The organism is Peribacillus butanolivorans (assembly GCF_001273755.1).
GTDB lineage: Bacteria > Bacillota > Bacilli > Bacillales > DSM-1321 > Peribacillus > Peribacillus butanolivorans.
The window spans coordinates 3,674,145-3,697,283 of record NZ_LGYA01000001.1 but is presented as its reverse complement, the minus strand read 5'-3'; the positions used below and the strand labels follow the sequence as shown (position 1 = coordinate 3,697,283).

Genomic DNA, 23,139 nt, shown 5'->3' with positions numbered 1-23,139 from the left:
TATTTCATACTATTACATGCTAAACTGTTTTTCAAAAAGCGACGGTGAGGCGGAAAATAGGATGGATAATAAGAACAACCAAAAGAAAGCTGAAGAGACCAAGATTATCTCCTTTCCAAATCTCGGTGAAAGGTTGATAGTAAAAGGGTTAGATGAGCTTGGGAACAGAAACTTTAGAGATGCTGCACTGCTCTTTAGCCAAGCTCGGGAGTTTGAGCCTGAAAATGATGAAGTCTGTATGGGACTAGTGGTCTCCCTTGTCGAACTTGAGTATTATGAGGAGTCAAAAGAGTTGTGCCAAGAGATGTTGAACAAAGGCATCGGTGATTATTTTCAACTTATCAATATCTATTTAATGGTGCTTTTACAATTAAGCGAGCATCAGGAAATGGTTACGACTATTGAAATGCTATTTGAAGAAAATCAAATACCATTTGATAAAGAGGAACATTTTGAAAAGATGCTTCAGTTCAGTAAAAGGGCTCTTGAAGATAAAAAAGAGGAAGCGGACAGGCAAAAACAGCAGCTTGCAGAGGAATTAAAAGAGGATGAGCTGTTTGAAGGGAAAACGGATAATGAAATATTCTTAGTTATTTCAAAACTGACGAATATAAATATTCGACCATTTATCCCTCAAATCGAACAATTTCTACAACAAGAACAAGGCCATCCGTTTTTTAAAACGATGCTCCTTAACATCCTTATCGACCAGGAATATAACGAAGAAGTGACACTTAAGAAATTCTCTAAAGCAAAGTCCGTAATTCCAAAAGAATTAGCAGGCTTGAAGGAGACGGAATTTTATAAGAAGGTTACCAGTCTTACAGAAGCGGAAATCAGTCAGAAAAACCCAAGTTTATTTGAAATGGTGCATAGTTTAATCGAGCGGCATTCCTTTCTATTATATCCGTTTGAACCGGAACCAGAAAGCCTGCCAGTTTGGGCGGCTGCCTATCATGCATTAGCAGAAGAATACATGGCAGGAGAAAATATCAGCAGGAAGATAGCGGACATTTATTTGGCTGATGAGGAAGCAGTTGAGGATATTCTATCCTATATTAAAGAAATCGAGGAAATTTCTTATCCCATTATTTAACCTATAGCTGTTGTAACAGATTAATCCTGTGGTATAATGTAGTGGTTGTAATGTATAATCGTCTAATTTTGACGATTTCCCAATAATTTTTTTGGGTATTTTTGAAGGATGACTTGTTAACACTTGCAAAGCATATTCATCCAATGCTTATTATTGAAGTATATAGATTTTTTGGAGGGAAACACATGTCTGTAAAATGGGAAAAACAAGAAGGTAATCAAGGCGTATTAACAATTGAAGTTGACGCTGCAAAAGTAAACGAAGGTTTAGACGCAGCTTTCAAAAAAGTAGTAAAACAAGTAAACGTACCTGGCTTCCGTAAAGGTAAAATGCCACGTCAAATGTTCGAAAAAAAATTCGGCGTAGAATCTCTTTATCAAGATGCGCTTGATATTATTCTTCCAGATGCTTATGCAAATGCTGTCGAAGAAGCTGGAATTCAGCCTGTAGATCGTCCAGAAATCGACATCGAGAAAATGGAAAAAGGCGAAAACTTAATTTTCACTGCAACTGTAACAGTTAAGCCTGAAGTTAAATTAGGAGATTACAAAGGTGTTGAAGTTGAAAAATTCAATACTGAAGTAACTGACGAAGATGTTGAAAATGAATTAAAAACTTTGCAAGAGCGTCAAGCTGAGCTTGTTGTTAAAGAAGAAGGACAAGCTGCAGAAGGCGATACAGTTGTTCTTGACTTCGAAGGATTCGTTGATGGTGAAGCATTTGAAGGTGGAGCTTCTGAAAACCATTCATTAGAAATCGGTTCTAACTCTTTCATTCCTGGTTTTGAAGAACAACTAGTTGGTCTTGAAACTGGCGCTGAAAAAGATATCGAAGTAACATTCCCAGAAGAATACCATGCTGCTGAGCTTGCAGGTAAACCAGCTGTATTCAAAGTGAAAATTCACGAAATCAAAACAAAACAACTTCCTGAGTTGGATGATGAGTTCGCGAAAGATGTTGACGACGAAGTTGAAACATTAGCTGAACTTAAAGAGAAAACAAAACATAAATTAGAGCATGACAAAAAACACGAAGAAGAAAACTTCGTACAAAATACTGTAATTGGTAAAGCTGTTGAAGGTGCAGAAATGGACGTTCCTGAAGCAATGATTTCAAACGAAGTAGACCGCATGATGAATGAGTTTTCTCAACGCATTCAATCACAAGGACTAAACTTGGATCTTTACTACCAATTCTCAGGTCAAGACGAAGAAGCTTTAAAAGCACAAATGAAAGAAGAAGCTGAAGGACAAGTTCGTACAAGCCTAACTCTTGAAGCAATTGCTGAAGTTGAAAAACTTGAAGCAACTGACGAAGATGTAGAAGCTGAACTTGGTCAAATGGCTGAAATGTACAAAATGGAAGTAGAAGCAATCAAACAAGCTCTTGGAAACTTAGATGGAATTAAAGGCGATCTTAAAATTAAGAAAGCAATTGACTTCTTGGTTGAAAACAGCAAAACAGTTGAAGCAAAATAATTTTAATAAGTAATTAGATTTTAATATTTTCTTCAAAAAAACAAGGCGCGAGTAATCGTGCCTTGTTTTATACATATTGAGAATTTGTGGAAATTTGAAATTTTCAGTTATTTCCTGATTGATTTTTTTTGGATTTCGGTGTAGATTAGTTCTAATACCGCATATACATATTTATACAACAAATCCTTATTTTAAAAATCAAAAGTTTTGGGCATACTGGTAAAGGGCAAATACATATTGATTGGATTATTGTACTTATTGAACAACTCGCAAGCGTGAGCATTATTGTTACTAAACTTCCAAGAAACATGATAAAATGCAAAACATACTAGGAGTTTTGGAATGCTTTAGTGGATGTGTGTCTTTTTTTATTAGGAATTAGATACCGCTACTGTAATAGAGTTGGAAGAGTATTTAAAGGGGTGAATGTCATGTTTAAATTTAATGATGAAAAAGGACAGTTAAAATGTTCTTTTTGCGGTAAAACACAAGAACAAGTCCGTAAACTGGTTGCTGGTCCAGGTGTATATATTTGTGACGAGTGTATCGAGCTTTGTACGGAAATCGTTGAAGAAGAGCTGGGTACTGATGAAGAAGTTGAATTCAGGGATGTACCTAAGCCAATGGAAATTCGTGAAATTCTTGACGAATATGTGATTGGACAAGAACAGGCGAAGAAATCTTTAGCTGTTGCTGTTTACAATCATTACAAACGTATCAATTCCAATAGCAAAGTCGACGATGTAGAGCTTTCTAAAAGTAACATCGCTTTAATCGGACCGACGGGAAGTGGGAAAACGCTTCTTGCGCAAACATTAGCACGTCTTCTGAATGTTCCTTTTGCTATTGCTGATGCAACTTCATTAACGGAAGCTGGATATGTAGGGGAAGATGTGGAAAACATCCTTCTTAAATTGATCCAAGCTGCTGATTATGATGTGGAAAAAGCGGAAAAAGGGATCATTTATATCGATGAAATTGATAAAGTTGCCCGTAAATCTGAAAACCCTTCTATTACACGAGATGTGTCTGGTGAAGGTGTGCAACAAGCGTTGCTAAAAATTCTTGAAGGAACGGTTGCTAGCGTACCGCCACAAGGGGGACGTAAACATCCTCATCAAGAGTTCATTCAAATCGACACTACCAATATTTTATTCATCTGCGGCGGTGCCTTTGATGGCATCGAACCAATCATCAAACGCCGTCTTGGACAAAAAGTTATCGGTTTTGGCTCTGATGTGAAAAAGGATGATGTTGCAGAAAAAGAATTGCTTTCTAAAGTTCTTCCAGAAGACTTACTTCGTTTCGGATTGATTCCGGAATTCATCGGCCGTCTTCCAGTAATTGCTACTCTTGAGCAATTAGACGAAGCTGCATTGATTGAAATCCTGACAAAACCGAAAAATGCTCTTGTAAAACAATACCAAAAATTACTTGAGCTGGACGATGTTGAATTGGAATTCGAACCGGAAGCGCTAAGTGAAATTGCTAAAAAGGCAATAGAACGTAAAACAGGTGCACGTGGTCTGCGTTCTATTATTGAAGGCATCATTCTTGAAGTGATGTTTGATCTTCCTTCCCGTGACGATGTTGCAAAATGCGTAATCACAGGTAGCACGATTTCGAAAAATGAATCTCCAAAGCTAGTCCTTAAAGACGGTACAACCATCAAAGGACAAGAAAAGAAAACATCTGCTTAACTTAATAAAAACGTAAAGACTGTCAGTTCATGCTGGCAGTCTTTTTTTTTGCTTTTTAGGATGTCATGATGGAAATTTGCTGATGTTTACGATTAAAACTCCAAAATTTACAACCTGAATTTCTTGGATTATTTCGACCTGCCCTAGGAGATACTAACAGAAATGACAAACTAGGCGAGTGCAGGAGGGAATACGATGAATTGGACAGGAATAGCGTTGTTTATCCAGCTGTTTTTTGGGATTGTAATTGGATTGTATTTTTTGAATTTATTGAAAGGTCAGCGGACGCAAAAGGTTTCTATTGACCGTGATTCACGAAAAGAAATGGATCAATTACGAAAGATGAGGTCGATTTCGTTAACAGAGCCATTGGCCGAAAAGGTTAGGCCATGTACGTTTAACGAAATTGTCGGTCAGGAAGATGGCATTAAATCCTTAAAGGCGGCCTTGTGTGGGCCGAATCCTCAGCATGTGATTATTTACGGTCCCCCAGGGGTAGGGAAAACAGCAGCTGCTAGGCTTGTATTAGAAGAGGCGAAAAAAAATGGGAAATCTCCTTTTAAAAATTCGGCTGTGTTTGTTGAATTGGATGCGACTACAGCTAGATTCGATGAGCGGGGAATTGCCGACCCATTAATTGGGTCTGTGCATGATCCAATTTATCAGGGAGCTGGAGCAATGGGCCAGGCTGGTATTCCACAGCCAAAGCAGGGTGCTGTTAGCAATGCTCATGGAGGCGTATTGTTTATAGATGAAATAGGAGAGCTTCATCCAATACAGATGAATAAGCTGTTAAAGGTGTTGGAAGATCGTAAGGTGTTTCTCGAAAGTGCCTATTATCAAGAAGAAAATCAAAATATTCCTACTCACATTCATGATATTTTTAAAAATGGACTCCCGGCTGACTTTCGCTTGATTGGGGCCACAACCAGGACGCCAAATGAAATTGCACCTGCGATTCGCTCGAGATGTATTGAAGTGTTTTTCCGTGAACTTGACCGGGAAGAAATCATTACAGTTGCTAAAAATGCCTCCGATAAAGTAGGAATCACAATTAGTGAAAAAGGATTACAATCGATTTCGGATTATGCCCGAAATGGTAGAGAAGCTGTTAATATGATTCAGACTCTCGCGGGTATTTCGATTAATGAAAACCGATCATTTATTAGGGAAGAAGATATTGATTGGATGGCTCATAGCAGCCAACTGACACCGCGAATGGATCGGAAAATTGAATCTAATTCAAAAATTGGCCTCGTTAACGGTCTTGCCGTATACGGGCCCAACAGCGGGGCATTGCTAGAAATTGAGGTAACAGTTATGGCGGCCTCCAATGAAACCGGTTCGATAAATATAACCGGTATTGTTGAAGAAGAAAGCATCGGCGGGGGGAATGGGAAATCAATTCGCCGCAAGAGCATGGCAAAAGGTTCAATTGAAAATGTAATCACGGTTTTACGTTCGATGGGAGTGCCGGCCGACCAATTTGATATCCATGTAAACTTTCCTGGTGGAAGTCCTGTAGATGGCCCTTCAGCGGGAATTGCAATGGCTACAGGTATATACTCGGCAATCTATAAAATCCCTGTTGATCACACACTAGCGATGACTGGAGAAATCAGCATTCATGGCGGCGTTAAACCGATTGGGGGAGTCATTCCGAAAATCAAGGCTGCAAAACTGGCTGGAGCAAAGACAGTAATCATTCCAGCAGAAAACATGCAGCCATTGCTCCAAGAAATCAAGGATATTGAGATCATTCCCGTTTCGAATGTGAAAGAAGTATTTGACCGGGCACTGAAAAAAGAGTTGATGTCGGAACAAATTCTCACATCCTTGGACCTATCGAAAAAAGAAAGTGTATAAAAGAATTGCCCCGGTTTGATCAGACCGGGGCATTTTAAGGACCATAACAATTTCTCGAAATAAACCTAACAGAAAAATAATAGCTTGTTCATACGTGCTTTTTTATCTAATATTGGAGATAATAAAAGCAGTAGAAACGTGTTAAGGTAAACAAATAGACACTTCTATATAAATAGGATAGAATTGTTAAAAGGTTGAGAACATGGGTAAATAGTTTACAACGACGATACTAATTAGATGGAGGTGTCAGGAAATGACTGATAAAGAAATCATCGTCCCCCTCCTGCCGCTTAGAGGACTGCTTGTATATCCAACGATGGTACTTCATTTAGATGTAGGCCGAGATAAATCGGTACAAGCCCTTGAGAAAGCAATGGTGGAAGACCATCTTATATTTTTGACGACACAGCAAGATGTTTCGTTGGACGAACCAGGTGAAGAAGATTTATTTACAATGGGGACTTTAACAAAGGTAAAACAGATGTTGAAGCTTCCAAACGGTACAATCCGAGTGTTGGTGGAAGGATTAAACCGAGCAGAGGTCATCGAATTTTACGATTATGAGACACATTATGGTGCCAAGATTAAAATATATGAAGACAGCGATGAAAAAGATGCGGAACATCAAGCATTAATGCGTACTTTGCTGGATTATTTTGAACAATACATAAAGATGTCCAAGAAAATAACCGGTGAAACCTTTTCAGCTACTTCCGATATTGAAGAGCCGGGAAGACTAGCTGATATAATTGCTTCGCATTTGCCTTTGAAATTGAAGGAAAAGCAAGAAGTACTTGAGACTATTGATATGAAAAAACGTTTAAGCCGTGTGATTGAGATCATTAATAACGAGAAAGAAGTTCTTTTTCTTGAGAAAAAGATCGGTCAGCGTGTTAAACGTTCCATGGAGCGGACGCAAAAAGAATATTATTTGCGTGAACAAATGAAAGCGATTCAAAAGGAATTGGGAGATAAAGAAGGTAAAACAGGTGAAATTACCGTTCTTACTGAAAAGATAGAAGAAGCGGATATGCCGGAGCATATTAAAGAAACAGCATTAAAGGAATTGGACCGTTATGAAAAGGTTCCATCAAGCTCAGCTGAAAGTTCCGTCATCCGCAACTATATTGATTGGTTAATCTCGCTTCCTTGGTCTAAAGCTTCGAAAGACGACTTGAATATTCATAAAGCTGAAAAAATTCTAAACCGTGACCATTATGGGTTGGAAAAGGTAAAAGAGCGGGTGCTTGAGTATTTAGCTGTTCAGCAATTGACTAATTCGTTGAAGGGACCAATCCTTTGCTTAGTGGGCCCTCCTGGGGTTGGGAAAACAAGCTTGGCTAAATCAATCGCTGCATCCCTGAACCGGAATTTCGTTCGGGTTTCCTTAGGTGGAGTGCGTGATGAATCAGAAATCCGTGGACACCGCCGTACCTATGTAGGGGCAATGCCAGGCCGGATCATCCAGGGTATGAAAAAAGCTGGAACGATTAATCCTGTCTTTTTACTGGATGAAGTGGATAAGATGTCAAATGACTTTAGGGGAGATCCATCTGCAGCGATGCTTGAAGTGCTCGATCCGGAGCAAAATCATAATTTCAGTGACCATTATATAGAGGAAACCTATGACCTTTCCAAAGTTATGTTCATTGCAACTGCGAATAATTTGGGCACAATTCCGGGGCCGCTTCGTGATCGTATGGAAATCATTTCGATTGCGGGTTATACTGAAATAGAGAAACTTCATATTGCCAAGGATCATTTACTGCCTAGACAGTTAGAAAACCATGGTTTATTGAAGACCCAACTGCAAATTCGTGAGGAAGCCCTTACTAAAATCATCCGTTATTATACTCGGGAGGCTGGTGTCCGGAGTCTGGAACGACAGCTTGCAAGCATCTGTCGGAAGACTGCGAAAATCATCGTATCCGGAGATAAAAAACGGGTCGTCATTTCTGAAAAGAATGTCGAGGAGTTTTTAGGGAAAACGATGTTCCATTATGGACAAGCGGAAGTCGAGAACCAAGTCGGTGTCGCTAATGGACTAGCTTACACGTCGGTAGGTGGCGATACGCTACAAATCGAGGTTTCTTTATCACCAGGTAAAGGCAAGCTTATTTTGACAGGAAAACTTGGCGATGTAATGAAAGAATCGGCTCAGGCTGCTTTTAGTTACGTCCGTTCGAAAACCGAGAAACTTCATATTGATACGAACTTCCATGAAAAATATGATATTCATATTCATGTTCCTGAAGGTGCTGTCCCTAAGGATGGTCCTTCTGCAGGCATCACGATTGCAACAGCGTTAATATCGGCCCTTACTAATAGGCCGATCAGAAAAGAGGTAGGCATGACAGGCGAAATTACATTACGCGGACGAGTTCTTCCAATCGGCGGCCTTAAAGAAAAATCTTTAGCGGCTCACCGGGCAGGACTTACGAAAATCATCATCCCGCAAAATAACGAAAAGGATATTGATGATATCCCGGAAAGTGTCCGTAAAGAATTAACATTTGTTCCAGTTTCACACGTTGATGAAGTCCTTGAGCATGCATTGGTAGGTGTGAACGAATGAAAGTAACAAGTTCAGATATTGTCATAAGTGCTGTAAAGCCTGAACAATATCCAAACACTCCAATCCCGGAGTTTGCCTTAGCGGGTCGTTCCAATGTAGGGAAATCGAGTTTTATTAACAAAATGATTAATCGAAAAAATTTGGCGCGTACTTCCTCTAAACCAGGTAAGACGCAGACGTTGAATTTTTACATCATAAATGAAGCACTTCATTTTGTGGATGTACCGGGTTATGGCTATGCGAAGGTTTCTAAAACTGAGCGTGATGCTTGGGGGAGAATGATCGAAACGTATTTCACCTCCCGTGACCAGCTTCGTGCTGCGCTCTTAATCGTCGATTTGCGTCATCCACCGACTAAGGATGATATCGCAATGTACGAATTCCTAAAGCATTATGACCTGCCAAGGATTGTTATCGCCACAAAAGCGGATAAAATTCCAAAAGGCAAATGGCAGAAGCACTTAAAAGTCACACGCCAAACGCTTAATATGGAAAGAGAAGATGAATTGCTTCTTTTCTCAGGAGAAACAGGCGAAGGAAAAGAACAGGCCTGGGGCGTTCTTAAGAAATATATGTAACAAAAAGAAAAGGGTATTCCGTATATGGAAATACCCTTTTCTGCATGAAATTCGCAGCTTTATTTTTTTCGGATTAATATGTAAACCCCAATTCCCATCAACACAAACGGCCAAAACTTTTCAATGTTTGCCGTACTTGTTTCGAGGATGCCGAAAGAAGTAGAGATTTTATCATAAAATAAAATAAGGATTGAGATGATAAATAATATCATCCCATGTAACATTCCAGATTTTGTTTTGCGGGCCCGGAGAATAAATCCTAGAGATATGATTAAAATAAAGATACCTATATTATCCGGCCAAATATCTAGGTTCTCAACGATATGGAAATGAGCGCCGAACCCGAGCAAGATGACGCCGGGAAGGATTGAATCAAATTCATTACCGCTATAAGCCTGTATTAAGAAGGCGATACCAACGATACATAATAAGGTGGGCCAGCTAAAAAAGCCTGGAAAGATTTCTATTTGTGAATGTTCAAGAAAAAAGTAGAGTCCGAAACCGATTAAAACGATTCCAGGGAAAATACGTTGCGTTTTCATTTTGTCCTCCTATCCAATTCGATTACTTGAAGTTTTTGGGCATTTTTGATATGGTACTTTTGTACACAATGTCGAAGTATGTATATAAATTACAAACCACCGCTCTAATACCTTTTGTAGCTATTCAGGTGTTTTGGCAGTCTTTTTAATGGTAGCATACGTTTTCATAAACTGTTCATATTATTTGCGTGAATCAATTTTAGTACATGGTATAATAAATTTACATGAAAAATTTTGGGGGTGCAAAATAAAAGGATGCATATTCTAGCGGTTGGTATTAATTACAAAACTGCCCCTGTAGAAATTCGGGAAAAACTGTCGTTTAACGAAGCCGAACTTGCCGAGGCAATGAAAGCTCTTAAAAATAAAAAAAGCATCTTGGAAAATGTTATTATTTCAACATGTAATAGAACGGAAATATTTGCGGTCGGTGACCAACTTCATACAACCCGATATTATATCAAGGAATTTCTTTCAGAATGGTTTAACATCGATAAGGAAGAATTCTCTAAATATCTGTTTATCTATGAAGGCGATGGAGCAGTCGAGCATTTATTTTCAGTTACTTGCGGCTTGAATTCCATGATTCTTGGAGAAACACAGATTTTGGGACAAGTTCGCTCAAGCTATATGTTAGGACAAAAAGAAGATACGCTTGGTACGGTTTTTAACCATCTCTTCAAGCAATCCCTTACATTAGCAAAAAAGGCTCATTCAGAAACGGAAATTAATACGAATGCAGTTTCTGTTAGCTATGCGGCAGTCGAGCTTGCAAAAAAAATCTTCGGTGGACTAAACGGCAAGAATGTCTTGATTCTTGGTGCAGGAAAAATGGGAGAACTGGCTATTCAAAATCTGCACAGTAACGGTGCAGATAGTATTACGGTTATCAACCGTACGTATCAGAAAGCAGTCGACTTGGCTGAAAGATTTAATGGTAAAGCAAAACAGCTTCAAGAGTTGCAATGTGCCTTAGTGGAAGCGGATATTTTAATTACTTCCACTGGTTCAAAAAATCTTCTCGTAACAAAAGAAATGATGACGTTCGTGAACAAGCTTCGCAAAGGTCGCCCTATTTTCATGGTCGACATCGCGGTACCGCGTGACCTTGATCCAAAATTAGCTGAGCTTGAGAATGTCTTCTTGTATGACATTGATGATCTTGAGGGAATAGTGCAAGCGAATATTGAGGAGCGTAAAAAAGCAGCTGAGAAAATCGAATTAATGATTGAATCAGAAATTGTTGATTTTAATCAGTGGATTAATTTGCTTGGCGTAGTTCCTGTTATTTCCTCTTTACGGGAAAAATCACTGTCGATTCAAAAGGAAACGATGGAAAGCATTGAGAGAAAGCTTCCACACTTAAGCGAACGCGACAAAAAAGTTCTGAACAAGCATACGAAGAGCATTATCAACCAAATGCTGAAAGATCCGATTTTATATGCAAAAGAACTTGCAGATGAGCCGAATGCAAAAGAGCAATTAAATAATTTCGTGAAGATCTTTCATTTAGAGGAATTGATGGAAGAACAGTTGGTAGTGGATGACGAAAATGAACGGAACAGCGCCAAGACATCCCTATTAAATCCAGTTCCTGTCCAGTAATGAGGTAGATATGGAATTACTAATGACAAGATTACATGAAGCCACTGTATTGTTGTATGCCATCAGTATGCTTTTATATTTTATTGACTTCCTTAATAATAACCAGAAGGCGAATAAAGTTGCCTTCTGGTTGCTTTCTATTGTTTGGGTGCTGCAAACAATTTTTTTGTTTCTATATGTAATGAAAACGGGAAGGTTTCCGGTATTGACGATTTTTGAAGGCTTATATTTTTATGCATGGGTCCTCATTTCGTTATCATTAATTATTAATCGATTGCTTAGAGTCGATTTTACGGTCTTCTTTACCAATGTATTAGGCTTTATGGTTATGGCTATTCATACCTTTGCACCAGTTCAGATAGAATCAGAAGTGCTCGCACAGCAGCTCGTTTCAGAGCTTTTGCTCATACATATTACGTTTGCCATTCTATCTTATGGGGCTTTTACACTTTCTTTCGTATTTTCCCTACTCTACTTAATTCAATATGATTTATTGAAACGAAAAAAATGGGGAAAACGGCTGCTTCGTCTCGGAGATTTAACAAAGCTTGAGCATATGTCATATGTCCTTGCAGTAATCGGAGTCCCATTATTAGTGGTCTCCCTTATCTTGGGTATTCAATGGGCCTATATAAAAGTACCTGGAGTATCCTGGCTGGATATGAAAATTATCGGCTCATTCATTTTGCTTATCGGTTACAGCGTGTTTTTATACTTGAAAATTCGGAAACAAATGTATGGAAGGACACTAGCCTTTCTGAATATTGGATCTTTCATGATTGTGTTAATTAACTTTTTCCTTTTTGGAAGCCTTTCAACATTCCACTTTTGGAATACATAGGAGGAAATTATGAGAAAAATTATTGTCGGTTCTAGACGTAGTAAATTAGCGATTACCCAAACGAACTGGGTTATTAATCAACTTAAAGAGCTTGGTGTTCCATACGAGTTCGAGGTGAAGGAAATTGTCACAAAAGGGGATCAAATCCTTGATGTAACGCTTTCTAAAGTAGGAGGCAAAGGCTTATTTGTAAAAGAAATCGAACAAGCTATGCTTGATAAAGAAATCGATATGGCTGTACATAGTATGAAAGATATGCCGGCGGTACTTCCAGAAGGCTTGACGATTGGCTGCATTCCACCGAGAGAAGACCACCGAGATGCCTTGATTTCAAAAAACCATGAAACTCTTTCTGAACTGAAGCCAGGTTCTATCATTGGGACAAGCAGTTTACGCCGTGGTGCTCAAATCCTAGCAAGAAGACCAGACCTTGAAATTAAGTGGATTCGCGGTAATATCGATACCCGCCTGAATAAGCTGAAAACTGAAGATTACGATGCTATTATTTTAGCTGCTGCCGGACTTTCAAGAATGGGATGGAAGCAGGACGTCGTAACAGAATTTTTAGATGAAGATATTTGTATACCAGCAGTTGGCCAAGGAGCCCTTTCTATTGAATGCCGTGCTGACGATCAAGATTTACTGGCTGAGCTTGCGAAATTCACCTGTGAAAAAACGAAAAGAACAGTTGAAGCAGAACGTGCCTTTTTAGATAAAATGGAAGGTGGCTGTCAGGTGCCGATTGCCGGCTTCGCGGTAGCAAAAGACAATGGAGATATTTCATTAACTGCATTGGTCGCTTCTCCGGATGGTAAATTGATTTATAAAGAAATGGTTGAAGGGTCTGACCCAGAAGCAGTTGGACATAATGCTGCTAAACTTATTAGTGAATTTGGCGGTAAAGAGTTAATCGATCGTGTAAAAGAGGAGCTTGATCAGTAATGAAGCCCTTTCAACCTCTCAAAGATTATCAGGTGTTAATCACCAGAGGGAAAAGACAGGCTGATGGCTTAAAAGCTTCGGTTGAAAAAAATGGTGGAACTCCGCTTCTCGTTCCTTTGCTTGAGTTCACTCTTCCTGATCGTCCGGAAGAAGTGCAGCAGCGGTTAGATGAATTAGATAGCTACGACTGGATTATTTTAACTAGTCAAAATGGGGTTGAATTCCTCTTTGCACTTCTCGGAAAAAAGCCTGTTAGGCTTCCAAAAATAGCAGTTATCGGTTCAAAAACAGAAGAAGCACTGAAGTGCCATGGATATGTAGCGGATTTTATTCCATCTCAGTTTGTTGCTGAAGGTTTTGTTTCGGAGTTCATTTCACTACTTCAACCCGGATCCCGTGTTTTGCTGGCAAAAGGAAATCTCGCGCGCGCGGTCATTGCGGATGAGATTAATAAAGCTGGTGCATCCTGTGATGAAGTGATTGTTTATCATACCGTACTTCCTGATGAGAGTGAACGAAAACTTGTTCAACTGATAGTTAGTCGGAAAATTGATATCATAACCTTTACAAGCTCTTCAACGGTAGAGCACTTCTTACAGATTATAGACCGCAATAAATTGGGTACATACATAGAAAGCATTATCATTGCTTGCATCGGGCCAATTGCTGCTAAAACGGCTTCTAAACATGGTTTAACTGTCGATGTGTGTCCAGATGTTTATACAACAGAAGCAATGGTTGAGGAATTAATACGATTTATTGTAAAAAAGAATAATAGGGGAGGAACTTTAAAATGAAAGACATTCCATTCAATCGCCACCGTCGCCTGCGTGCAAGTGCTGGCATGCGAGCTCTAGTCCGTGAAACACAATTGCATAAAGAGGATTTAATCTATCCGATTTTCGTCATTGACGGAGAAAACGTAAAAAATGAAATTAGCTCGATGCCCGGTATTTATCAGCTTTCTATGGATAATCTGGGAGCAGAAATGGATGAAGTCGTGAGTCTAGGCATTAAATCAGTCATTTTATTTGGTGTCCCTTTTGATCATGATAAAGACGAACATGGCACAGGTGCTTTTCATCATAACGGTCTTGTACAAGAGGCGACCCGTCTTATCAAAAAACAATACCCGGAAATCATTGTCATTGCTGATACTTGTCTTTGTGAGTATACAAGCCATGGCCATTGTGGAGTCGTTGAGGGAGACAAGATTTTAAACGACGCTTCTCTTAACCTTCTTGCTAAAACGGCTATTAGCCAGGCCGAAGCGGGCGCTGATATCATTGCACCTTCTAACATGATGGACGGATTTGTTGCGGCCATTCGTGCAGGTTTGGATGAAGCGGGTTATGAAGATATCCCTATCATGTCCTATGCTGTAAAATACGCTTCAGCCTTTTACGGCCCATTCCGTGAAGCTGCGAATGGCGCGCCACAATTTGGTGACAGGAAGACGTACCAAATGGATCCAGCGAATCGTCTTGAAGCGTTCCGTGAAGCGGAATCAGATGTTGCTGAAGGTGCGGATTTCTTAATCGTGAAACCAGCCCTTTCTTATATGGACATCATCAGAGATGTAAAAAATAACTTTAATCTTCCTGTTGTTTCATACAATGTGAGCGGAGAATATTCCATGGTAAAAGCTGCGGCCAATAATGGCTGGATTGATGAAAAAGCAATTGTTATGGAAATGCTGACAGGCTTAAAACGTGCAGGATCGGACCTAATCATTACGTATTTTTCAAAAGAGGTAGCACGCTGGATTGACGAAGATAATAAAAGATAAAAAATATAACCTGATAGAGAAAAGGGGACTGAATCATGCGGTCATTTGAAAAATCGAAAAAAGCGTTTGCTGAAGCAAAAAATTTGATGCCGGGCGGCGTGAACAGCCCGGTCCGTGCCTTTAAATCTGTGGACATGGACCCCATTTTCATGGAGCGTGGCAAAGGCTCGAAAATGTATGATATCGATGGCAATGAATATATAGACTACGTTCTTTCCTGGGGACCGCTTATCCTGGGTCACACGAATGATCGTGTCGTTGAATCACTGAAAAAGGTAGCGGAATCAGGTACAAGCTTCGGAACCTCTACCGTGATTGAAAATGAATTGGCTAAGCTTGTCATTGAACGGGTTCCTTCGATTGAGATGATTCGTATGGTCTCTTCAGGAACGGAAGCGACTATGAGTGCTTTAAGATTAGCGCGAGGATATACTGGCCGTGATAAAATCCTGAAGTTTGAAGGTTCTTATCATGGACATGGTGATTCCTTGTTAATTAAGGCCGGATCTGGCGTTGCAACGTTAGGTCTACCAGATAGCCCAGGTGTACCAGAAGGCATCGCAAAAAATACAATTACTGTGCCATATAATGATCTTGCAGCAACAAAATATGCGTTTGAGCAATTTGGCGAAGACATCGCCTGTATCATCGTGGAGCCTGTTGCGGGGAACATGGGTGTCGTGCCACCACAACCTGGTTTCTTGGAAGGCCTGCGCGACTTGACGACCCAATACGGGGCTCTATTGATTTTTGATGAAGTGATGACAGGTTTCCGAGTCGGTTATAATTGTGCACAAGGCTATTTTGGCATTGAGCCGGACCTGACTTGTCTTGGTAAAGTTATTGGCGGAGGTTTACCGGTCGGAGCTTTCGGAGGTAAACGTAAAATCATGGAACAAATTGCACCGAGTGGAACAATCTATCAAGCAGGAACATTATCTGGAAACCCGCTTGCCATGACAGCCGGACTTGAAACGCTGAGCCAATTGACTCCAGAGTCTTATGAAGAGTTTACCCGTAAAAGTGACATGCTCGAAAAAGGCATTGGAGAAGCTGCTAAAAAATATGGTGTTCCTCATACATTTAACCGTGCTGGTTCAATGATCGGACTTTTCTTTACGAATGAAGATGTAGTTAATTATGATACAGCAAAAACTTCTGATTTAGAGTTCTTTGCTTCCTATTATAGGGAAATGGCTAACCAAGGTATCTACTTGCCGCCGTCCCAGTTCGAAGGTTTATTCCTATCTACAGCACATAGTGATGAAGATATCGAAAAGACCATTGCAGCAACTGAACAGGCTTTTGCAAAATTAAAAAAATAGTCTAAAAAGGACTTCCTGAACTACCTAGCTAATTGAAACACATAAAACAGGCTACCATTATCCAAAAACTTTTGGAGAAAGGTAGCCTGTTTTTTTATAGAATTTCAATCAATAAGTGGCAGAAGGCCCAAAAAAAGTTTGTAGGCCGAAAGTGGAAGAAGGACGAATTAAATGGTTGAAGGCCGAATAAAAGTGGATGAAGGTCGAAATAAATGGTTGAAGGTCGAATAAATGTATGAAGGCCGAAATAAATGGTTGAAGGACGAATAAAATTGGTTGAAGGCCGAATTAAGTGGTTGAAGGCCGAATAAAAGTGGATGAAGGCCGAATTAAATGGTAGAAGGCCGAATAAAAGTGGTTAACGGCCGAATAAAAGTGGATCAAGGCCGAATTAAATGGTTGAAGGCCGAAATAAATGGTTAAAGGCCGAATAAAAGTGGTTGAAGGACGAATTAAATGGTTGAAGGCCGAATAAATGGTAGAAGGCCGAAATAAATGGTTAACGGCCGAATAAAAGTGGATGAAGGCCGAATTAAATGGTTGAAGGCCGAAATAAATGGTTGAAGGCCGAATTAAATGGTAGAAGGCCGAATAAAAGTGGTTGAAGGGCTTAAGGGCAAGATGGTTTCCGATGATATTAAGGAATAATCAACAGCCTTTCTTCATAGATTGTTATTGGTATAGGTACCGTTTACTGAAGTTGAAAGGAGGAGTTGTCTTGTCGCAAGAAAATGAATCGTATTTACGATTTTCTTTAGAGGAATCCGTTTGGTTCCAGAAGGGACAGGAAGTGGCTGAGCTATATTCCATTTCCCTCGATCCAAATGTGACGATTCAAGAAAGTGATCAATATGTTTTTATACGAGGCTCGTTAGATTTATGCGGTGAATACAAGGACTCGCAAAATGGTGAACAAGAAGAGTTTTCACAGACCTTTTTGCCAAGATCCGTTCAAAAGGTTGAGAGGAATCTCGATGGACTCAATGAGTTCACACACCGTTTTCCGGTTGATATAACGATTCCGAATAATCGGATTGCCTCATTAGATGAAATTGATGTCTCGATTCAAAGTTTTGATTATGCTCTACCTGAGCATAACTGTTTAAAATTGCAGGCGGATTTGTTGATAACCGGAATCTATAATGATTCATATGTGGAAGAACGTACCGATACGGAACTGGAGGTCGTGGAAACAGAAACCGATGAACAAGAAGAAACAGACGAAGAAAATGAGTCATACATTCCATATGCGGCTGGGGTCCCGCCAATCCCAGATTTTCAACCGGTGTTTCGTGATGAGCAGGAAGAAGAGTTATACACGCCATTTTCTGCCGAGGCAAAACGAGTGTCTGAAACTGAGGAAGAAGATGATGAGGAGCCTATCTATTTAAGTGAACAGCATAATGCTCCAGTTTTTGAAATTCCTGTTTCACCGTATCCAGAAGAGGAGCAGTGGGAAGAAGTAAACAGGGAAGAAGCCGAAGAGGAAGAAGAAGTGATTTACCTAATTGATCGCCATAGTCATCCAGTTGATAAGATTCCGGAGTCTCCCATTCAAGATGAGAATCTAGAGGCAGAAGTTAGCAGACTGGTGAAAGCCGTAGAGAACTCGGAGATTAAGAAAGAAGAAGAATCGGTTTATGTAAGTAATCAACAAAATGTCCCAGTTAGTAAGAATCCTGTATCGCCATTTGGATCCGAGGAAGTCGATCGGCAGGAAAAAGCTGTTAATGAAGCAGGCCCTATCCTCAATGAGCATGTGAAAGTAGCAAACGAAGAGGAACACCAATCGTCTATAAGGGATTTGTTTAAAAGAAAAGAAAATCCAGAGCAACCAGCCAAAGAAGTTAAAAATTATAAAGGCAGAAAACAAGCCTCGGAACGTGATGATAAAGAGACGACAGAGCACGCGGATAAGCATTTATCCATTATGGATTTATTCGGACGAAAACAAGAGGAAGAACTGGTCAGGATGAAGGTTTGCATTGTTCAGCAAGGGGAAACGTTGGATGATTTGGCACAGCGCTATGATGTTACTGTTCAATCTATACTCTTCAGCAATGAATTGGAGTCGAATCAGAACGTTCATGAAGGGCAAGTCATTTATATACCGAAGGCGATTGCTTATAAAAATTAAGTACGGCAGAGAGCAGAGCAGATGGCACTGCTCCTGTTTTTTACTATAGTAATTGAGTTGTAATTTAATAAACTTTGGTAAATATGAAAGACAATCTAAGAAATTAAGATTGAATGTGACTACGCCTTTGGTGGCTATAGGAATCCAATTGGCGAGTTTTTTTAGAGAAAGTGAGTGAGTCTCGTGAGGGAAAACGAGAATCAGCAGACTAATAATTGGGATAGGGACACAGGAGAAGTTTTGAAAGAATATGCCCTATATGTACAATATATAGAGGATTTCGGACGAGTGAAAAAAGTCTATAGTGATCGCGGTACATTTGCCTTGAAGTCCATTTTACCGCACAACGGCATTGATTTTATCAAAAATGTTCAAAAACTGTATCATCGCGGGTATAACCGAATTGTTCCCATTTATCAAACGATGGATCAACGTTATGCGGTTCTTCATAATGGTCGTTTGTATTACCTGATGCCCTGGTTGAATAACGAGAGAAACGGAGAGCGCGATGAAAGCCATAAGCAAATGTTCAGGGAGCTTGCCCGGATGCATACGTTGTCTGTAAAAGAAATAGATGTGGATATTGAGGAACGAGAATCTCATTATGAGAGAACATTGGATGCCTGGAATAACGAGAAGGATTTTATGGATGAGTATATTGATAGCTGTGAAAAGAAGTGGTATATGTCTCCATTTGAAATGACGGTTTGTTCCTTTTTCACAGATATATCACAGGCACTGAGGTACTCGATTAAGAAGTTTGAAACGTGGTATGAAAAAACAAAGGAAAGTGAAAAAATCCGGACTGTTGTCACGCATGGAAAGGTCTCATTAAAGCATTTTGTTTATGATGAACGTGGATATGGTTACTTTATTAATTTCGAGAATTCGAATACGGCACCTCCTCATTTCGATTTACTCCCATTCCTAGTCAAATCGGCGAGGACCTATCCTGTCCAATGTGATGACTGTGTTGATTGGCTATATAACTATCTCCGTTATTTCCCGTTAAAAGAAGAAGAATTGCTGCTGATGCAAAGCTATCTTGCTTTTCCGGGATCGGCTCTAGATATAGTGAAGAATTATTCGGACGGCAGAGGCCATAGAACAGAACTAGATAATGTAACCCAACTGCAGCGGCAATTTTGGCTCCTGAAGAATATTGAATATATGGTGATGAAAATCGAAGAGATTGAACAGAAGAAAAAGGCGGCTACTGAAGCTGTTAAAGAAGAGCAATCACCCCCAAGCTAAATATACATGATTGGATTACCTCCAGTCATGTATATTTTTTTTCTGTAGGGGAATAATTAAATCCATTCGAAATATAAAGACATAGCTAAGAAAATAAATACGATTAGCAGAAGCATATCAAAGAAAGTAGGGAAAATCAGCGTCCGCAACCCTTGGAATACTATAAAAGGGATAATGAACTGCTGGCAAACACCGCGGAATTTTTTCATCCAAGGCGGTAAAGTATAAGGGGAATATTTTCGTTTCATATTATTACCTTCCTTTGTAGGACTTCTTATATTCTATGGGTATGAGGTGGAAAAGGTGAGAAAGCCGTCACAGGAACTTATCTTAGAGGATAGAATAAAGAAAAAGACTGAATGGCAAGATTTAATAGCCTAAAGTGAGAATACTTTAAGAAAGTACTCGAAAGATGATTGACTGGAGCCCTATTTTTTTTGTACTATATACTATATGCGTTTAGTGATTTTACATATGAATATAAATGAATGCAAAGACCGGAAATAGTAAGATGAAATGCGCTTTTCAGAGAGGGAACCGTTGGTGAGAGGTTTCTAAGTTAGCAGCATCAGAAGTCGTCCGCGAGCAGTTTTCGTGAAAGTTATTTAGTAGCGATGGCCGGTGAAGAGCCGTTATCCCATTTGAGAGCCGAAGAAGATTCTTTTCTTTTTCGGAAAAAAGGTGGCACCGCGAACAACTTCCTTCGTCCTTTTGTGATGATGGAAGTTTTTTTTATGCCCTTAAAAGGAGGAAATGATTATGGAAGAGAACCAAATTTCGATGCCGACTAAATATGATCCGCAGACGATAGAGAAAGGCCGCTATAAGTGGTGGCTTGATGGAAAGTTTTTTGAAACAAAAGGTGATGACAAGAAAGAGCCATATACGATTGTCATTCCACCGCCGAACGTAACAGGTAAGCTGCACCTAGGCCATGCTTGGGATACAACACTTCAAGACATATTAACTCGCATGAAACGGATGCAAGGCTATGACGTTTTATGGTTGCCAGGTATGGACCATGCTGGTATCGCTACGCAAGCAAAAGTAGAACAAAAGCTTCGTGCAGAAGGCGTAAGCCGTTACGACTTAGGCCGTGAGAAGTTTGTAGAAGAAACATGGAAATGGAAAGAGGAGTATGCGAGTCATATCCGTGAACAATGGTCAAAGCTTGGTCTTGGTCTTGATTACACACGTGAGCGCTTCACGCTTGATGATGGGCTTTCTAAAGCGGTACGCGAAGTATTCGTGTCCCTTTATAACAAAGGCTTGATTTATCGCGGCGAATACATTATCAACTGGGATCCATCAACGAAAACAGCGTTATCTGATATCGAGGTTATTTACAAAGATGTTCAAGGCGCATTTTACCATATGAAATATCCATTAGTTGACGGATCAGGTGAAATTGAAATAGCTACAACTCGCCCAGAAACCATGCTTGGCGATACTGCTGTTGCTGTACACCCTGAAGATGACCGTTATAAGCATTTAATCGGTAAAATGGTTCGCTTGCCCATTACAGGTCGGGAAATTCCGATTGTCGGTGATGATTATGTGGATATGGAATTCGGTTCTGGTGCGGTTAAAATTACACCTGCCCATGATCCGAATGACTTTGAAATTGGGAACCGTCACAATTTGGAGCGCATCCTTGTCATGCATGAAGACGGTTCGATGAATGAAAAGGCCGGTAAATACGAAGGTATGGACCGCTTCGAGTGCCGTAAGCAAATCGTCAAAGACCTTCAGGAAGAAGGAGTACTCTTTAAAATAGAAGATCACCTTCACTCAGTTGGTCACTCAGAGCGAAGCGGTGCTGTTGTTGAACCATATCTTTCGACTCAATGGTTCGTTAAAATGCAACCTCTTGCGGATGCATCAGTTGAGCTTCAAAAAGGGTCTGATGATGAAAAAGTTCATTTCGTTCCAGATCGATTCGAAAAAACGTATCTGCACTGGATGGAAAATATTCGCGACTGGTGTATTTCCCGTCAGCTTTGGTGGGGCCACCGTATTCCGGCTTGGTATCATAAAGAAACAGGCGAAGTGTATGTAGGACATGAAGAGCCTGCGGATGCTGAGAACTGGGAACAAGATACAGACGTTTTGGACACGTGGTTCAGCTCTGCATTATGGCCGTTCTCAACTATGGGCTGGCCAGACAAAGATAGCGTTGATTTCAAACGATACTATCCAACCGGCGCACTTGTGACAGGCTATGATATCATTTTCTTCTGGGTTTCACGGATGATTTTCCAAGCACTTGAGTTCACGGGCGAACGTCCATTTGAAGATGTACTGATTCACGGTCTTGTTCGTGACGAACAGGGACGCAAGATGAGCAAATCGCTTGGTAATGGAGTCGATCCGATGGATGTTATCGATCAATACGGTGCTGATTCCCTGCGTTACTTCTTATCAACGGGCAGCTCACCAGGTCAGGACCTTCGTTACAGCACCGAAAAAGTGGAAGCGGTTTGGAACTTCTCCAACAAAATCTGGAACGCATCCCGTTTTGCTTTAATGAACATGAATGGCATGACGTATGACGAAATCGATTTAAGCGGTGAAAAATCTGTAGCCGATAAATGGATTTTAACGCGTTTGAACGAAACGATTTCAAACGTAACAAGACTCGCTGACCGTTATGAGTTCGGTGAAGTCGGCCGTGTGCTTTACAACTTCATTTGGGATGATTTCTGTGACTGGTATATTGAAATGGCGAAGCTTCCGTTATATGGCGAAGACGAAGCAGCGAAGAAAACGACTCGTTCAATCTTAGCTTACGTGCTAGATAACACAATGAGATTGTTGCATCCCTTCATGCCATTCATTACCGAAGAAATCTGGCAAAACCTTCCTCATGAAGGTGAGTCGATCACTGTTGCTGCTTGGCCGGAAGTGAACGAAGAATTGACAGATTCAGCTGCAGCCGAGGAAATGAAGCTGCTTGTTGAAATCATCCGCTCCGTTCGTAACATTCGTGCTGAGGTGAACACACCGTTAAGCAAAAAAATCAATTTGATTTTAAAAGCGAAAGACGAGTCCATCTTAGCAACATTACAGAAAAACAGCAGCTATATCGAGCGTTTCTGTAATCCTGAACACTTGACGATCGGCATCGAAGTCGAAGAACCAGCTCAAGCAATGACGGCAGTTGTAACTGGTGTTGAACTAATCCTTCCGCTTACAGGACTGATCAATATCGACGAAGAAGTGAAACGTCTTGAAAAAGAACTCGACAAACTTAATAAAGAAGTCGAACGCGTACAGAAAAAATTAGGCAACGAAGGCTTTGTTAAAAAGGCGCCAGCAAGCGTTATTGATGAAGAACGTGCCAAAGAAAAAGACTACAGCGAAAAACGTGACTCTGTGATCCACAGAATCAACGAATTGAAACAGCTGTAA

Annotated in this window: 17 protein-coding genes and 1 other annotated feature; of the genes, 15 read left to right on the top strand and 2 right to left on the bottom strand. The window is 40.2% G+C overall.

Annotated elements, in window-relative coordinates; genetic code table 11:
* Positions 1 to 61 precede the first annotated feature (61 nt).
* The 6 genes from AKG34_RS17040 (at position 62) to yihA (ending at position 9,293) form a co-directional block, all read left to right on the top strand.
* Positions 62 to 1,096 (top strand): tetratricopeptide repeat protein, encoded by a 1,035-nt coding sequence (locus AKG34_RS17040; protein ID WP_053347184.1) that lies wholly within the window; start codon positions 62 to 64, stop codon positions 1,094 to 1,096.
* Positions 1,097 to 1,281: 185 nt separating this feature from the next.
* A complete protein-coding gene (gene tig, locus AKG34_RS17035; protein WP_053347183.1) occupies positions 1,282 to 2,574 on the top strand; it encodes a trigger factor in 1,293 nt (430 codons plus the stop codon).
* Positions 2,575 to 3,005: 431 nt separating this feature from the next.
* Positions 3,006 to 4,274 (top strand): ATP-dependent protease ATP-binding subunit ClpX, encoded by a 1,269-nt coding sequence (clpX, locus tag AKG34_RS17030; RefSeq protein WP_053347182.1) that lies wholly within the window; start codon positions 3,006 to 3,008, stop codon positions 4,272 to 4,274.
* 195 nt (positions 4,275 to 4,469) lie between these two features.
* Positions 4,470 to 6,140, top strand: a complete 1,671-nt coding sequence (gene lonB / locus AKG34_RS17025; RefSeq protein WP_053347181.1) for an ATP-dependent protease LonB — start codon at positions 4,470 to 4,472, stop codon at positions 6,138 to 6,140.
* A gap of 253 nt (positions 6,141 to 6,393) precedes the next feature.
* The gene (gene lon / locus AKG34_RS17020; protein WP_053347180.1) at positions 6,394 to 8,715 is read left to right on the top strand and encodes an endopeptidase La; all 2,322 of its coding nucleotides are present in this window, start codon (positions 6,394 to 6,396) and stop codon (positions 8,713 to 8,715) included.
* Entirely contained in the window at positions 8,712 to 9,293 is a 582-nt protein-coding gene (gene yihA, locus AKG34_RS17015) for a ribosome biogenesis GTP-binding protein YihA/YsxC (RefSeq protein WP_053347179.1), read from the top strand. Before lon ends, yihA begins: the two co-directional genes overlap by 4 nt.
* Before the next feature lie 59 nt (positions 9,294 to 9,352).
* Here yihA and AKG34_RS17010 read toward each other — a convergent pair whose 3' ends face one another.
* A complete protein-coding gene (locus AKG34_RS17010) occupies positions 9,353 to 9,835 on the bottom strand; it encodes a LiaF transmembrane domain-containing protein (RefSeq protein WP_053347178.1) in 483 nt (160 codons plus the stop codon).
* Positions 9,836 to 10,090: 255 nt separating this feature from the next.
* Between AKG34_RS17010 and hemA the strand changes: the two genes are divergently transcribed.
* The 8 genes from hemA (at position 10,091) to ysxE (ending at position 19,728) form a co-directional block, all read left to right on the top strand.
* On the top strand, positions 10,091 to 11,440 hold the full coding sequence (gene hemA / locus AKG34_RS17005; protein ID WP_053347177.1) for a glutamyl-tRNA reductase: 1,350 nt from the start codon (positions 10,091 to 10,093) through the stop codon (positions 11,438 to 11,440).
* Positions 11,441 to 11,450: 10 nt separating this feature from the next.
* Entirely contained in the window at positions 11,451 to 12,281 is an 831-nt protein-coding gene (locus AKG34_RS17000; protein WP_053347176.1) for a cytochrome C assembly family protein, read from the top strand.
* A 9-nt stretch (positions 12,282 to 12,290) separates the two neighbouring features.
* Complete coding sequence (hemC, locus tag AKG34_RS16995) at positions 12,291 to 13,223, top strand: hydroxymethylbilane synthase (RefSeq protein ID WP_053347175.1); 933 nt, start codon at positions 12,291 to 12,293, stop codon at positions 13,221 to 13,223.
* Positions 13,223 to 14,020, top strand: coding sequence for a uroporphyrinogen-III synthase (locus AKG34_RS16990; protein WP_053347174.1), 798 nt, complete (start codon positions 13,223 to 13,225; stop codon positions 14,018 to 14,020). The genes hemC and AKG34_RS16990 overlap by 1 nt, the downstream gene beginning before the upstream one ends.
* Positions 14,017 to 15,012, top strand: coding sequence for a porphobilinogen synthase (gene hemB, locus AKG34_RS16985; RefSeq protein WP_053347173.1), 996 nt, complete (start codon positions 14,017 to 14,019; stop codon positions 15,010 to 15,012). The genes AKG34_RS16990 and hemB overlap by 4 nt, the downstream gene beginning before the upstream one ends.
* A gap of 35 nt (positions 15,013 to 15,047) precedes the next feature.
* Positions 15,048 to 16,337 (top strand): glutamate-1-semialdehyde 2,1-aminomutase, encoded by a 1,290-nt coding sequence (gene hemL, locus AKG34_RS16980; RefSeq protein ID WP_053347172.1) that lies wholly within the window; start codon positions 15,048 to 15,050, stop codon positions 16,335 to 16,337.
* Between the two features lie 718 nt (positions 16,338 to 17,055).
* A complete protein-coding gene (gene spoVID, locus AKG34_RS16975; protein WP_053347171.1) occupies positions 17,056 to 18,474 on the top strand; it encodes a stage VI sporulation protein D in 1,419 nt (472 codons plus the stop codon).
* A gap of 183 nt (positions 18,475 to 18,657) precedes the next feature.
* Positions 18,658 to 19,728 carry a spore coat protein YsxE gene (gene ysxE / locus AKG34_RS16970; RefSeq protein WP_053347170.1) on the top strand — a complete coding sequence of 357 codons (1,071 nt, stop codon included), beginning with the start codon at positions 18,658 to 18,660 and terminating at the stop codon, positions 19,726 to 19,728.
* 56 nt (positions 19,729 to 19,784) lie between these two features.
* Here the strand turns inward: ysxE and AKG34_RS16965 are convergent, their stop codons facing one another.
* Positions 19,785 to 19,976: a YszA family small membrane protein gene (locus AKG34_RS16965; protein ID WP_053347169.1), complete on the bottom strand. Its 192-nt coding sequence runs from the start codon at positions 19,974 to 19,976 to the stop codon at positions 19,785 to 19,787.
* Between the two features lie 236 nt (positions 19,977 to 20,212).
* Positions 20,213 to 20,442: a binding site (T-box leader), on the top strand.
* A gap of 45 nt (positions 20,443 to 20,487) precedes the next feature.
* On the opposite strand from AKG34_RS16965, the gene AKG34_RS16960 reads away from it, so the two are divergent.
* On the top strand, positions 20,488 to 23,139 hold the full coding sequence (locus AKG34_RS16960; protein ID WP_053347168.1) for a valine--tRNA ligase: 2,652 nt from the start codon (positions 20,488 to 20,490) through the stop codon (positions 23,137 to 23,139).